Here is a 14,242-nt window from a genome sequence, read left to right as displayed (position 1 = left end):
GGGCGGGCGAAACAGTCCCATGGGATGCCCAGCGATCAGAAAAAAACGCCCGGGACAGGGCCCGGGCGTTTGTCATCACGTCGATGGTGACTGGCTTAGCCGATGATGCCGTTCAGCGTTGCCGAGGGGCGCATCACTGCGGCCTTCTTCTCCACCGAGGGGTGGTAGTAGCCGCCGATATCGGCCGGTTTGCCCTGCGCCGCGGCCAGTTCGGACAGGATCGCGGCCTCGCTGGCGACCAGCTGATCGGCGATCGGCTTGAAGTGTTCGGCCAGCTCCGCGTCTTCGGTCTGCGCCGCGAGCGCTTCGGCCCAGTAGCGGGCGAACCAGTAGTGGCTGTCGCGGTTGTCGGGCTGACCGACCTTGCGGTCCGGCGACTTGTTGTTGTCGAGGATGCCTTGGGTCGCGACCTCTGCTGCGGCGCCCAGCACGCCGGCCTTGTCGTTGCCCTTGACGTCCGCCAGGAACTTGAGGCTTTCACCCAGGGCACAGAACTCGCCCATCGAGTCCCAGCGCAGGTGGTTTTCCTCAACCAGCTGCTGCACGTGTTTCGGGGCAGAGCCACCGGCGCCGGTTTCAAACAGGCCGCCACCGTTCATCAGCTTCACGATCGACAGCATCTTGGCCGAGGTGCCCAGCTCCAGGATCGGGAACAGGTCGGTCAGGTAGTCGCGCAGCACGTTGCCGGTGATGGCGATGCTGTCCTTGCCTGCGGTGATGGTGTCCAGCGACTGACGGGTCGCCTCGCGCGGCGCCAGGATCTGGAACTTATCCGCGACACCTGCGGCCTCCAGCGCGGGCTGCACGTATTTGATCAGCTCGGCGTCATGGGCGCGGTTGGCATCAAGCCAGAAGATCGCCTCCGACCCGGTCAGACGCTGACGGTCCAGCGCCAGCTGAATCCAGTTCTTGATCGGGGCTTTCTTCACGGTGCAGGCGCGCCAGATGTCGCCGGCCTCGACGTCATGGGAATGCAGGGTCTCGCCATTGGCCAGAACCACACGGATCACACCGTCTGCGGGTGCCTCAAACGTGGTCGGGTGGGAGCCGTATTCCTCGGCCTTTTGTGCCATCAGGCCGACGTTGGCGACGGAGCCTGCCTTGGTCACGTCCAGCGCGCCATTGGCTTTGAAGTAGTTGATGGTCTCGTCATAGACGGTGGCATAGCAGTTGTCGGGAATGACGCAGTTCACGTCGCCCTTGTTGCCCTGGGAATCCCAGCCCTTGCCGCCTGCGCGGATCACCGCCGGCATGGAGGCGTCGATGATCACGTCGGAGGGCACATGCAGGTTGGTGATGCCCTTGTCGCTGTCGACCATGTACATTTCAGGACGCTCGGCGCGCACCGCTTCGACGGCTGCGAGGATCTCGGGCTTGTCCTTCACGCGCTCCAGCAGGTCGCCCATGCCGGAGTTTGCGTTGACGCCCAGCGCCTTCAGCTCATCGCCGTATTTGTCGAACACCGGCTTCAGCCAGGCCTTCACCGCGTAGCCAAAGATGATCGGGTCGGAGACCTTCATCATGGTGGCCTTCATGTGCAGCGAGAACATGGTGCCATCGGATTTGGTGTCCTCGATCGCGCCTTCGAGGAAGCGCGACAGCGCCTTGACGGACATGAAGGTCGCATCGGCCACGGTGCCTTCGGCCAGCGGCCATGCGTCCTTCAGAACGGTAACCGCGCCATCCTTGGCAACAAATTCGATCTTTGCGTCGCCCGCCTGGTCGGCGGTGATGGTGGCGGATTTCTCGTTTGCATAGAAATCATTGCCCGGCATCGACGAGACTTTGGTTTTGCTGTCGGAAACCCATGCGCCCATCGAATGCGGGTTGTTCTGGGCGTAGTTCTTCACCGCCTTGGCGGCGCGGCGGTCAGAGTTGCCTTCGCGCAGGACCGGGTTCACGGCAGAGCCCTTGATGCTGTCATACCGCGCCCGGATTTCCTTTTCCGCGTCGGTGGACGGCTCGTAGGGGTAGTCGGGCAGCTTGTAGCCCTGCGCCTGCAGTTCCTCGACCGCGGCCACCAGTTGCGGCACGGAGGCGGATATGTTGGGCAGTTTGATGACATTGGCGTCGGGGGTCTTCACCAGCTCGCCCAGCGCGGCGAGGTCATCGCTCTGGCGCTGCTCTTCGGTCAGGTTCTCCGGGAAGGTCGCGATAATGCGCGCGGCCAGCGAAATATCCTTGGTGCCAACGCTGACACCAGCGGCATCCGCGAACTTGCGGATGATCGGCAGGAAGGAGGCCGAGGCCAGCTCCGGCGCTTCGTCTACGATGGTATACAAAATGTCCGGCGTTGAGTTTTCTGCCATGTTCCACAACCTTTCTACGAATACGGAAGTTGTTTTTGTCGTCTCTGCGGCGTGGCTGCCGCGTCACCTGGTGGCTGGTCCGGAGCAACAGACGGTCTGCGCCTGGGTCCGGACATGCATCATGTCTACACGCCTCTCCTAGACCAGTGCATCGCGCAACGCAATTGGCTGGTTGCGCAAAGGCCGCTTTGTTGGCGCAAGTTTTCCGGTTTTGACTATCCATGCGCGGGTTTGCCTCGCCTTTTGCGCAGCGGGACTATGCGGTCGCGTGCGTGCAGAGCACAGCGGCGACGTGGTTAATCAGACCTGCGGCGTTATGGTAAACGCCTTGGCCCCGGTGCGGGCGTGGCCCGGGCGGGGGGGACCCGGGCTGCGCTCCCGGAGCCGCGCCGCCCGATAAATGAGAAGCAGAATTGCGCAAAGAGCGGTTTTGCGATAATATTCTTACATCTGAATGTGGGGGATCTGACAATGCGGGCCAGTTCAGGAGGGCATTTGGTTCTATATGCGCCCGTACCGGTGTTCCGGCAGGGGCCGGACCTCTATATCGAGCGTCAGGCCGTTAACGGTTTGCGGCTGTGGGCGCGGCATTTTGATCAGGTCACCGTGGTGATGCCGGAAAAGCCCGGGCCGCACCCCGAGGGCTGGATGCCGCTGGCCGAGGCCATGGCACCGCTGACGGGCGTTCGGCTGGAAACGGTGCCCTCGGCCTATAGCCCGCTGGAGTTTCTGCGTTGCTGGCCTCATCACCACCGGCGTTTGCGGGCCCTGATTGCGCAGGGGGATTACCTCAGTTTTGCCATCGGCGGCCTGTTCGGCGACTGGGGCGCGGTCTGCGCGATGGAGGCGCTGCGACTGGGCAAACGGTTTGCGATCTGGACCGACCGGGTCGAATCCGATGTGCTGCGCCAATCCCGCGAGTGGGGAAACTGGAAGCAGCAGCTGAAGTCCCGGCTTTACCGGCGGCCGATGGCCTGGCTGGAGCGCGCCCTGATTTCACGTGCGGACCTCGGCCTGTTTCACGGCCGCGAGACCTTTGACGCCTATGCGCGGTTCAGTCGGAACCCGCAACTGGTGCATGACATTCATATCTCCGATGCGGACCATATCACCACGCCCCGCTTGCGGTACAAACGCGCCGCCGTGGCGCGCCGCCCTCTACGTATCGTCTATGCCGGTCGCGCCGAGGGCATGAAAGGGCCGATGGACTGGATCTCCGTGCTGGAACGGCTGGCGGTGCTGAATGTGCCCTTCGAGGCCGAGTGGCTCGGCGATGGCAGCTGCCTTGCGGCGATGCGGTCGCGGGTTCAGCGCGCCGGGCTTCAGGATCGGGTGCGGCTGGCCGGATTTGTCGAAGATCACGCCGAGGTGCGGGCGCGCTTGCAGCATGCGGATCTGTTCCTGTTCTGTCACAAGACCGCGGAATCGCCACGCTGCCTGATTGAGGCGCTGACGGCGGGGACACCCATCATGGGCTATGACGGCGCTTATGCCCGGGATCTGATCTCGGCGCATGGGGGCGGGGTCCTGGTGCCCCGGGGCGAGTCGCAGGCGCTGGCGCACAGCGTGGCGGCGCTGAATGCGGATCGCAGCGCGCTGGGCCATCTGATGACACGCGCGCATGCGGATGCGGCGCCCTTCACCGATGAAAAGGTCTTTGCCCATCGCAGCGAGTTGATCCGCACCTATCTTGCGCCGCGCACGCCGGGCGCAGGGCCGCGGCGGGCCAAGCTACGGCCCGTGGCGGGTCACTGACAGCCACGGCAGGCGGCGCGCGGACAGCGGTGCACGACCCGCGTGCCTATTCGCGCACTTCGTCAGGGGCCACGCCCCAAAGCTTGCTCTTCGGGGCCCAGCCGGAATGCCCGCCGGCGGTGATTTCACACCAGTCGATCTCGCAGGCGCCAAGCTGGGCGACCACGCCCAGTTCGAAGGCCGCCATGACAGGCGCATCCGGCGCGGGCTGGGCGCGCACCCGGAGCATGTCTTCCTCCACCAGCACGGTGCGAATGCCGGACAGCAGCGCATAATGCACCCAGCCGCCGGCGCCGTCGCGGTCGCGCACCCGGCGCCAGTGGCCATATTCGGCGATGATCTCCAGCGGCATGCCACGGCGTTTGAACACCCAGTCGATCCGGTGGGTCAGGGATGGGCCGCGCCGCACGTTGCCCTCGGCCGCCTTCATGGAGACGAACCGCGGCAGCGGCAGATTGGTCACCGGACCGCGTTTCTGCGCGGTTGCGGCGGCCTGCGCGGCGACCTGTTCGGACGTCCCCAGTGAGAGCATCACCACCAGACAGGCCGCCACGACCGCGCCAAGCAGCCTCTGCGCGGCCGTTCTGCTGCGCGGGCGTGGCCTGCGACCTTGTGATCCAAAGATGTTCTGCACGGCCTCGATGCCCATTCTTGTCCCGGGCGCCTTGTTTTTTATGATCCTGACACCCGCTGATCCTGACCGCGTGCATAACGCAACGCAGGCTTGGGCGGAAGGGTGCTTGTGCCCGCAATTATCTTGCGACACGATGCCATGGAACGGATCGACTTGCATAGCCCGAGGGAGAAGGCACGTGCCCAGAGAACGCCTGAGTGTTGTTGTTACGCGACGGTTGCCAGAGCCGGTGGAAACCCGCCTGAGTGAGCTGTTCGACGTGCGGTTGCGCACCGATGACACCCCGATGCGCCGCGAAGAGCTGGCGGCCGCCATGAAAGAGGCCGATGTGCTGGTGCCCACAGTCACCGACACCATTGATGCAAGCCTGCTGGGGCAGGCCGGAGAGCGGCTGCGGCTGATTGCCAACTATGGCGCCGGGGTCGACAATATCGACGTCGCCACGGCCCGTCAGCGTGGCATTCTGGTGTCCAATACGCCGGGCGTGCTGACGGATGACACCGCCGACATGACCATGGCGCTGATCATGGCCGTGGTGCGCCGCATTCCCGAAGGTCTCGCCATCATGCAGCGCGGCGGCTGGGAGGGCTGGTCGCCGACGGCCATGCTGGGGGGGCGTCTGGCGGGCCGGCGCCTTGGGATCCTTGGCATGGGGCGCATTGGTCAGGCGGTCGCCCGCCGGGCCCGCGCCTTTGGCATGCAGGTCCATTACAACAATCGCCGCCGCCTGCGCCCCGAGGTCGAAGAAGAGCTGGACGCCACCTGGTGGGAGAGCCTCGATCAGATGGTGGCGCGGATGGATGTGATCTCGATCCATTGCCCCTCGACGCCTTCGACTTTTCATCTGATGAACGCCCGCCGCCTGAAGCTGTTGAAGCCGGATGCGGTGATCGTGAACACCTCCCGCGGTGAGGTGATCGATGAGAACGCCCTGACACGCGGCCTGCGCGGCGGTGAAATCGCCGGCTGTGGTCTGGATGTCTATGAACACGGCACCACCATCAACCCGCGCCTGCGCGAGCTGCCCAATGTGGTGCTGCTGCCGCATATGGGGTCGGCGACGCTGGAAGGGCGGATCGAGATGGGCGAAAAAGTTCTATTGAACATCAAGACATTTGAAGACGGGCACCGGCCACCGGATCAGGTGGTGCCCTCCATGTTGTAGGCGCCGTGCCCGGCCTTTTGCGGGCGGCGCGTTTTGGGAGGACGATATGAAAAAGACATTTTTGACCGGGGCGCTGTTGGCGTCCCTTGCAACGCCTTTGATCGCCCAGCAGGCTGCGGATGCTGTCGCGCCTGAAACCGCAACCATCGGCCCCGGCGCGGCGGGTCTGGTGCTCTCTGATGCAGCATCTGCCGCGATGGCGGCCCGCAACGCGGGCGAGCCGGTGCTGGCGGATGACTGGATGGTCGCCGCTGCCAACCCGCTCGCGGTCGAGGCGGGCGCACGGGTGCTGCGCGACGGCGGCACGGCGGCAGATGCGATGGTTGCGGTGCAAACGGTGCTGGGGCTGGTGGAGCCGCAGTCCTCCGGCCTCGGTGGCGGCGCGTTCCTTGTCTATTATGATGCCAAGACCGGCGCGCTCAGCACGCTGGACGGGCGCGAAACCGCGCCGCTTGCGGCGACCCCGACCTTGTTTCAGGATCATAATGGCGAGCCGTTGAAATTTTTCGACGCGGTTGTGGGTGGTCGTTCCGTTGGCACGCCGGGCACACCGGCGCTGATGGAGACCGCACATCGCAAATGGGGTAAATCCAACTGGGGCGGGTTGTTTACCGATGCGATCCGGCTGGCAGAGTTGGGCTTTGCCGTGTCGCCAAGGATGGCGGAGTCGATTGCAAACGATGCGGAGCGCCTAAGCCGGTTCCCCGAGACTGCGGCCTACTTCTTGCCCGAGGGTGCCCCGCTAGAGGCTGGTCAGGTCATCACCAACCAGCCTTATGCCGATGTGCTGCGCCGCATCGCGATGGAGGGCACGGATGCGTTCTATACCGGCCCGGTCGCGGCGGATATCGTCCGCACGGTGCAAAGCGCCGCTGGCAATCCGGGCGTTCTGTCGGAGCTTGATCTGGCGCTCTATCAGGTGAAGGAACGCCCGGCGGTCTGCGCCAGCTACCGCGCTTATGAAGCCTGCGGCATGGGTCCGCCGTCCTCTGGGGCGCTCACCGTGGGGCAGATCCTTGGCATGCTTGAATCCTATGATCTGGCGGCACTTGGGGCGGACAATCCGGTCAGCTGGCGCTTGATCGGCGATGCCTCGCGCCTCGCTTTTGCCGACCGGGGCCGCTACATGGCCGACAGTGACTTTGTGCCGATGCCCACCAAGGGTCTGGTGGATGCCGAGTACCTCGCAGAGCGCGCAAAGCTGCTGCAAGGCGACACGGCACTGGACAGCGTTGCCCCCGGTACGCCCACGTTTGACCACGCGCTGATCTGGGCCGATGACGAAAGCATCGAGTTCCCCTCGACCTCGCATATCTCCATCGTCGACCAATACGGCAACGTGCTGTCGATGACGACGACGATCGAGAACGGGTTTGGCTCGCGTCTGATGACCAACGGGTTCCTGTTGAACAACGAACTGACCGATTTCTCCTTCCGCAGCCACCGCGATGGGGTGCCGATTGCGAACCGATTGGAACCGGGCAAACGTCCTCGTTCCTCGATGGCGCCGACTATCGTGATGCAGGACGGAAAACCGGTTCTAGCGATCGGCTCTCCGGGCGGCAGCCGCATCATCGGCTATGTGGCCACCGCGATTGTGGGCTGGGCCGATTGGGGTCTCAACGTGCAGGAAGCGCTGTCGCTGCCGCATGCGGTGAACCGCTTTGGCACCTATGATCTGGAGGCTGGCACAGAGGCCGAGACATTCGAGGCCGCGCTGACGGATATGGGGTTTGAGGTCAACATCCGCGATCTCAACTCCGGTCTGCATGCGATCGAGATCGGCGAGGGCCTCAAGGGCGGTGCAGATCCGCGCCGCGAAGGTATCGCGCTCGGCCGGTAGGCGGGCAGGGGCCTTGGCCCCTCCCGAACCGGGGCAATGCGTCATGGGCTTGAGCTGTGACGACCGGCGGCCTAGAGTGCGCCGACATGATCGTTAACAAGGCAAATGAAGCATCTGCCGTGTTGACCGTCCCGAGATTGTGAAAGGACACCACCATGGTTCAGGCCACCACCTTGCCCCGCAACGAAGGCGGGATCACAGCCGCGGTCGAGGCGCTGTCTGCGCAATTCGGCGACCGGCTTCAGACCGGGCAGACCCTGCGCGAGCAGCACGGGCACACCACCACCTGGATCGAGAACCAGGCGCCGGACGCGGTTGTCTTCCCCACCTCGCGCGAGGAGGTTTCCGACATCGTGAAGGTCTGCGCGGAGTTTGGTGTTCCGGTCATTCCCTTTGGCACCGGCACGTCGCTGGAGGGGCACGTCAATGCGCCTGCCGGTGGCATCTGCATCGACATGATGCGGATGGACAAGATCCTTGCCGTCCACCCGGAGGATCTGGATGTGGTGGTGCAGCCCGGCGTGACGCGCGAGCAGCTCAATACCTATCTGCGTGATCAGGGGCTGTTCTTTCCCATCGATCCCGGCGCCAACGCTTCGCTTGGTGGCATGGTGGCGACACGCGCCTCCGGTACCAATGCAGTGCGCTATGGCACCATGAAGGACAATGTTCTGAGCCTGGAGGCGGTGATGGCGGATGGCACCATCATCCGCACCGCTTCGCGGGCGAAAAAATCCTCTGCGGGCTATGACATGACCCGCCTTCTGGTCGGCTCCGAGGGCACACTGGGACTGATCACGGAAATCACCCTGCGCCTTCAGGGCATCCCCGAAGCGATCCGCTCGGCGCGCTGTTCGTTCCGATCGGTGGATGAGGCCTGCCGTGCGGTGATGATGACCATCCAGTACGGGATCCCCGTGGCCCGCATCGAACTGCTGGACGAGATGAGCGTGCGCGCCGCCAATCAGCATTCTGGCCTGAGCCTGCCCGAAGTGCCGTTGCTGCTGCTGGAGTTTCACGGTTCTGACACGGGTGTGGTGGAGCAGGCCGATACCTTTGCCCAGATCGCCGAGGAATTTGGCGGCTTCGACATCGCCGCCACATCGACCGCCGAAGAGCGCAACAAGCTCTGGCAGGCGCGTCACGACATGTATTGGGCCTGCCTCGGGTTGCGCCCCGGCGCCAAGGGGATTTCGACCGATGTCTGCGTGCCGATCTCGCGGCTGGCGGAATGTGTCTCCACCGCGCGCGCCAAGGCCGAGGAAATGGGGCTGATGGCGCCGATGGTTGGCCATGTGGGCGACGGCAACTTCCACGCGCTCCTGCTGATCGACATGGAGAGCGCCGAGGAGCGCGCCAAGGCGGACGACTATGTCGGGTGGCTCAACGATCTGGCGATCTCGATGGAGGGCACCTGCACCGGCGAGCATGGCATCGGGCAGGGCAAGCGGCCCTATCTGCGCCGCGAGATGGGCGAGACAACCCGCTTTATGGCGGCGGTGAAGGCGGCGCTTGATCCCGACAATATCCTCAACCCCGGCAAGATCCTCTCTGACTGAGGCAAACAGATCCCCGTCAAATTTCTGCCTCATCTCCCCGCTAGGTCTGGCACCGGGAAATCGGGTTTAAATCGGGGCGGGGATCTTTGCATGTTTCTTGTCAGACGCGCCATCTGGCTGCTGCGCCTTTACACGAATGTTCTGCTCGTCGGGGTGATGATCATCGCCGTGGATGTCGACTTGCAGGCCAAGGCGGCGGGGCAGACGATCACCTCTTATGACCGCATGGCCTATATCGAGACGGTGCAGCGGCGGTTGCGCGGCGAGACGCTGCGCGGGCCTGCGACGCCGCTTGATGTGTCGATGATGGCCTATCGCGGTGTGTTGCAGGCCCGTCTGGCGATCCTCGGCCTTGAGGCCCCGCGCGAGGATGTGGCGCTCTTGCCGACCTCTGCCCAGGGGACGGGGCAGGCGGCGCACACCGGGCAATTTGATGCCGCATATGGTCAAACTCTGCCGGGGGATGCGACATCCGGCGCGGCAGAGGACGCCCAGCGCCCCTGCGTGCGGCGCGGCAATGTGCTGGACTGCTGACCCGCATCCGCGCGGCGCGCAACAATATATCCCGGCGAAACCGGCCTCTCCGCCGTATCTATTTGAGGAAACCGCTGCGCGAAGTCGGTTTTGTCATTTTTTGCGTCGGACTGATTTCGCACCCTCGCTAAACTCTCCTCCATAACCGATTCAATCGTGAATCAGAGAACTCGGAGAGCGGGCTCATGAAAACCCAAGTCAAAGCACTTGTTGTCGGTGGTGGTGCCGTCGGCACCTCGATCGCATATCATCTGGCCAAAGCTGGCTGGGACGACGTCATGCTGATCGAGCGTGACGAGCTGACCTCCGGCTCCACATGGCACGCGGCTGGCCTGCTGCCGTTGTTCAACATGTCCTATGCGACCACCCACATCCACAAATACTCGGTGGATTTCTACAAGACCCTTGAGGAAGAAACCGGCCTCAACGCGGGTTTCGCCGTGGTGGGCAACCTGCGCATGGCGCAGACCCAGGAACGCATGGACGAATACATGCTCTATGCCTCCACCGCGGAAACCTGTGATGTGGCCTATGAGTGGCTGACCCCGGAGCAGATCAAGGAGCGCTGGCCGCTGATTGAGACCGGCGACCTCAAAGGCGCGATCTATCACACCGAGGATGGCTATATTAACCCCGCAGACGTGACCCAGGCGATGGCCAAGGGCGCCCGTCAGCGCGGCGTCGAGATCGTGCGCAAACTGCAAGCCGATGCCTTCCACTGGACCGGCACCCATTGGGAAGTCACCTGCACCAAGATGGTCGAAAAGGGCGGCAACCTCGTGGAGAGCGACGAGCAGGTCGTCATCACCGCCGAGCATGTTGTGACCGCCTCCGGCAACCACGCGCAGCGCACCGCCAAGATGCTGGGCATCAAGATGCCCGCGATCCCGGTGGAGCACACCTTCATCGTCATGGACAAGGACCCCGAGCTGGTCAAATGGCGCGAGGCCGGCAACCCGGAGCACCCCGTCATCCGTGACGCGGACAATGAATCCTACGCGCGTGAAGAGCGTGGCGGCTGGATCCTCGGCATCTATGAGCACGGCGCACCGGCGCGATTTGAACATGGCGTGCCGGACAGTTTCCGCGCGGACCTGTTCCCGCTCGATCTGGACCGGATCGCGGATCAGTATATGGCGATGGCGGAGCGTGTGCCCTCCTGTGCCGAATCCGGCCTGAAGGATGATTTCAACGGCCCGATCTGCTACACCCCCGACGGCAACCCGCTGGTGGGTCCGGCGCCGGGTCTGCGCAACATGTGGCTGGCTGAGGGCTTCTCCTTCGGCATCACCGCGGCGGGTGGCACCGGCTACTATCTGGCGCAGATGATGGTGGACGGCGAGGCCGAGATCGACATGGCGTCGCTCGACCCCAAACGCTACTCCTCCAACTGGCTGACCACCGAATTCGCAGCCCGCAAGAACGAAGAGTGCTACGAGCACGTTTACATCCTGCACCACCCGGACGAAGAGCGCCCCGCCGCGCGCCCGCTGCGCACCGCGCCCGCGTTCGACCGTCAGAAAGCCCGTGGCGCCCAGTTCGGCTGGGTCAACGGCTGGGAACGTCCGAACTATTTCGGCCCCGTGGATGCGCCGGAAAACTTTGACCACGACGCCCGGTCCTTCCGTCGCGGCGGCTGGTGGCAACATGCGGTGGACGAGGCCAAGGCGATCCGCGAGGGCGTGGGCCTGATCGACGCCACCGCCTTTACCAAGCATATCGTCAAGGGACCCGGCGCGACGGCTTTCCTCGACTGGTTCACCTGTAACAAGCTGCCCAAGGTGGGCCGCATCAACCTGACCTATGCGCTGACCGTGGCGGGCACCACCCGCACCGAGTACACCATCGTCCGGCTCAAGGATGACGAGTACTATCTGGTCTCCGCCGGTGCCTGGACCGAGTACGACGCCGACTATCTGAAGAAGGCGATCGAGGACAAGGAAGCCGAGTTCGGCCGCATCGAGCTGCAGGATGTGACCACCCAGTGGGGCGTCTTTGCCATTGCCGGTCCGAAATCCCGCGATGTCCTGAAAGAGGTGATCGTGGATGCCGACCCGGAGACCGCGCTGTCCAACAAGCGCTTCCCCTGGCTGTCGGCGCGTCAGATCGAACTGGGCATGTGCCCGGTCAACGCGATCCGTGTGGCCTATACCGGTGAGCTGGGCTGGGAACTCCATCACCCGATGGAGATGCAGAACTACCTGTTCGACCTCTTGGAAAAGGCAGGCGAAAAGCACGGCATGAAGCTGGTCGGCGCACGGGCGCAGAACTGGCTGCGTCAGGAGAAATCCTACCGTGCCTTTGGTAACGAACTGGGCCGCGACGCGACCCCGCTCGAAGCCGACCTGCCGCGCTTTGTCGATCTGTCCAAGGACTTCTTCGGCAAGGACAAGCTGGAAGAGACCGGCGTGCGCGTCAAATGCTGCACCCTGCTGATCGACGGGCCAAGCGATGCCGATCCGTGGGGACACGAGGCGGTTTATGCCGAGGATGGCACCCGCGTTGGCCGTCTGACCTCCGGCGGCTACTCGGTGGCCTTCGAGAAATCCATCGGCATGGGCTATGTGAAGCCCGAGTATGCGGTCGAAGGCACCAAGCTTCAGGTCAAGATGCAGGACAAGCTCTGGGATGCGGTTGTCACCTGCGACAGCCCCTATGACCCGAAAAACGAAACCATCCGCAAGGACGGCTGATCCGACATCGCCTGACAGCCCTGCCGGACAGGGCTGTCAGGCGCATGCAACACACGCGCGCCCCGGCACCGCCGGGGCGCGTTTTTTCTTGGCCACACCGGTTTGGTCCGGGATATTGTGCGCACCTGTACACCGCTGCGGAATCGCGGCGTCAGAGGTAGCCGGGACAGTGATAGTGAGTAACCTACTTTCCGTGTTTGGGGCGATCCCGCCGCAGAGGCTGGACCTTTTCACCCGCGTGTTCTGCATCGCGCTGTTTCTCGGTCTGGCGGTCAAAAGCGTGCTGATGAACCATCTGCCGCTGGCCGTGATCCTGGTGTGCCTGGCAGGCATTATCCTCGTCAATCTGACCGCCCTGCAGCTGGGGCGCAGGCCACCGGTGCCATTGTCGGTCCTGGTTGTGGTGCTGACGGCGACGATCCTGATGACCACGCATTACGTCGGCATCGCCGGTGCGATCTGGATGTTTCCGACCCTGATCGGCCTGCGGTTTGCGGGGCGGTCGTCGCAACATCTGCCGGCGCGACTGGCATTGATCGTGCTGGTGCCCGTCCTCATCTTCCTGCAAGGGGATGCGCCCAATGCGGCGCGGTTGTTTGCAGCCGCCCTGATTGCCTCGGCCTACCTGTGGTTGGCCGAGGGCGAAATCCTGTCGTTGCGGGCCAAACTGGACCTGGACGAGGGGCGCGATCCGCTCACCCGGGCCTATGGGCGCGCGCGACTGGAGCGAGACCGGGCCTTGATCCCGGCGATCGCGCCGGTGGGGCTGGTGCTGCTGCGCCTGGACGGGGTTCTGGCGCTGCGCGCGCGCGAGCAGGGAGACCGAGTGGACCAGGTGCTGGCCCGCGTTGTCCGGGAGGTCGAACCGATGCTCAACACGCGCGAACGCCTGTATCGGCTTGGCGGCGGCGATTTCCTGGTGGCACTGGCGGGCTGGCGGTCGTTTGAAAGCTACGAACTGGGGCAGCAACTCTGCAAGAGCCTGCAACCGCTGTTGCCCAAGGGGGTTGTCCTGCGCTGCGGTGTGTCCGAAGTCTACGACCCCGCAGCGCTGGAGGCGGCGCTGGAGATCGCCCGCGCGCAGGTCGAAGAGGCCTCCGCCCGCGGTGCACCGCCGTCTCCGGCCCCGGCGCACTGACAGTGGCCACGCCGGTTGTCCGTGCGGGCCCCGGTTCGGTCGGCTGTCAGCGCGTCAGGTCCTCGCGACTGATGATGCCGTCGCCATCGCGGTCAAGACTGCGGGCAAAGCGGGCAGAGCTGCGATAGTATTCGTTTCGCGAGATGTAGCCATCCGCATCGCTGTCGGAAAAGGTGAAGGCATCAATCCGTCCCGGGCTGGCGTTCTCGGCGATATAGGCCTGACCAAGGCTGGCATAGCGGTCGCGGGCCTCCAGCAGCAGACGGTCAAACTCCACCGCGCTGAGCTGGCCATCCCCGTCCAGATCGACGTTGGGGAATTGCAGATTGCGCGAGGCGATGGCTTCCTCCACCGTGACCACCCCGTCGCCATCAAAATCAAGACTGTGCAGGAAACTGGACTGCGCCAGAGCGGGGGCACTGGTCAGCAGGAGGGCTGTCAGCATCGGCACCAAGCCATGGACAGTCTTGTTGCGGGGAAGAACGGCGGCGCCGGAGCGGGAAAACTGCACCATGGACAATGACTCTGCTTCTTTTTGTACAGCAGAAATAGGCGCGCCGATGCCGGGTTTTGAGGGGCGGCTGTTACAAAACTGTCAAGTTTCTGCACATC

General features: G+C 64.0%; 10 protein-coding genes. 7 read left to right on the top strand and 3 right to left on the bottom strand.

Annotation, left to right across the window (positions count from 1 at the left end):
• Window positions 1–95 precede the first annotated feature (95 nt).
• Window positions 96–2,309 (bottom strand): NADP-dependent isocitrate dehydrogenase, encoded by a 2,214-nt coding sequence (locus ACXAF5_RS14820; RefSeq protein ID WP_474947175.1) that lies wholly within the window; start codon window positions 2,307–2,309, stop codon window positions 96–98.
• Window positions 2,310–2,804: 495 nt separating this feature from the next.
• Between ACXAF5_RS14820 and ACXAF5_RS14815 the strand changes: the two genes are divergently transcribed.
• A complete protein-coding gene (locus tag ACXAF5_RS14815) occupies window positions 2,805–4,064 on the top strand; it encodes a glycosyltransferase (protein ID WP_474947174.1) in 1,260 nt (419 codons plus the stop codon).
• A gap of 46 nt (window positions 4,065–4,110) precedes the next feature.
• On the opposite strand, the gene ACXAF5_RS14810 is transcribed toward ACXAF5_RS14815, so the two are convergent.
• Window positions 4,111–4,596 carry an SH3 domain-containing protein gene (locus ACXAF5_RS14810; protein WP_474947839.1) on the bottom strand — a complete coding sequence of 162 codons (486 nt, stop codon included), beginning with the start codon at window positions 4,594–4,596 and terminating at the stop codon, window positions 4,111–4,113.
• 280 nt (window positions 4,597–4,876) lie between these two features.
• Between ACXAF5_RS14810 and ACXAF5_RS14805 the strand changes: the two genes are divergently transcribed.
• The 6 genes from ACXAF5_RS14805 to ACXAF5_RS14780 all read left to right on the top strand — a co-directional run bounded on the left by ACXAF5_RS14805 (window position 4,877) and on the right by ACXAF5_RS14780 (window position 13,630).
• On the top strand, window positions 4,877–5,863 hold the full coding sequence (locus ACXAF5_RS14805; RefSeq protein ID WP_474947173.1) for a 2-hydroxyacid dehydrogenase: 987 nt from the start codon (window positions 4,877–4,879) through the stop codon (window positions 5,861–5,863).
• 46 nt (window positions 5,864–5,909) lie between these two features.
• Window positions 5,910–7,706 carry a gamma-glutamyltransferase gene (gene ggt / locus ACXAF5_RS14800; RefSeq protein WP_474947172.1) on the top strand — a complete coding sequence of 599 codons (1,797 nt, stop codon included), beginning with the start codon at window positions 5,910–5,912 and terminating at the stop codon, window positions 7,704–7,706.
• Window positions 7,707–7,861: 155 nt separating this feature from the next.
• Entirely contained in the window at window positions 7,862–9,265 is a 1,404-nt protein-coding gene (locus tag ACXAF5_RS14795; RefSeq protein ID WP_474947171.1) for an FAD-binding oxidoreductase, read from the top strand.
• Window positions 9,266–9,355: 90 nt separating this feature from the next.
• Window positions 9,356–9,799 (top strand): hypothetical protein, encoded by a 444-nt coding sequence (locus ACXAF5_RS14790; RefSeq protein ID WP_474947170.1) that lies wholly within the window; start codon window positions 9,356–9,358, stop codon window positions 9,797–9,799.
• A gap of 185 nt (window positions 9,800–9,984) precedes the next feature.
• Window positions 9,985–12,492 (top strand): GcvT family protein, encoded by a 2,508-nt coding sequence (locus ACXAF5_RS14785; protein WP_239322858.1) that lies wholly within the window; start codon window positions 9,985–9,987, stop codon window positions 12,490–12,492.
• A gap of 175 nt (window positions 12,493–12,667) precedes the next feature.
• Window positions 12,668–13,630 carry a GGDEF domain-containing protein gene (locus ACXAF5_RS14780; protein WP_474947169.1) on the top strand — a complete coding sequence of 321 codons (963 nt, stop codon included), beginning with the start codon at window positions 12,668–12,670 and terminating at the stop codon, window positions 13,628–13,630.
• A gap of 46 nt (window positions 13,631–13,676) precedes the next feature.
• On the opposite strand, the gene ACXAF5_RS14775 is transcribed toward ACXAF5_RS14780, so the two are convergent.
• Entirely contained in the window at window positions 13,677–14,144 is a 468-nt protein-coding gene (locus ACXAF5_RS14775) for an EF-hand domain-containing protein (RefSeq protein ID WP_474947168.1), read from the bottom strand.
• Window positions 14,145–14,242 lie beyond the last annotated feature (98 nt).

This window comes from Epibacterium sp. ABV4_022 (assembly GCF_056159345.1).
Note: the sequence above shows the minus strand (reverse complement) of the source record. Positions and strands in the feature narration are given on the sequence as shown.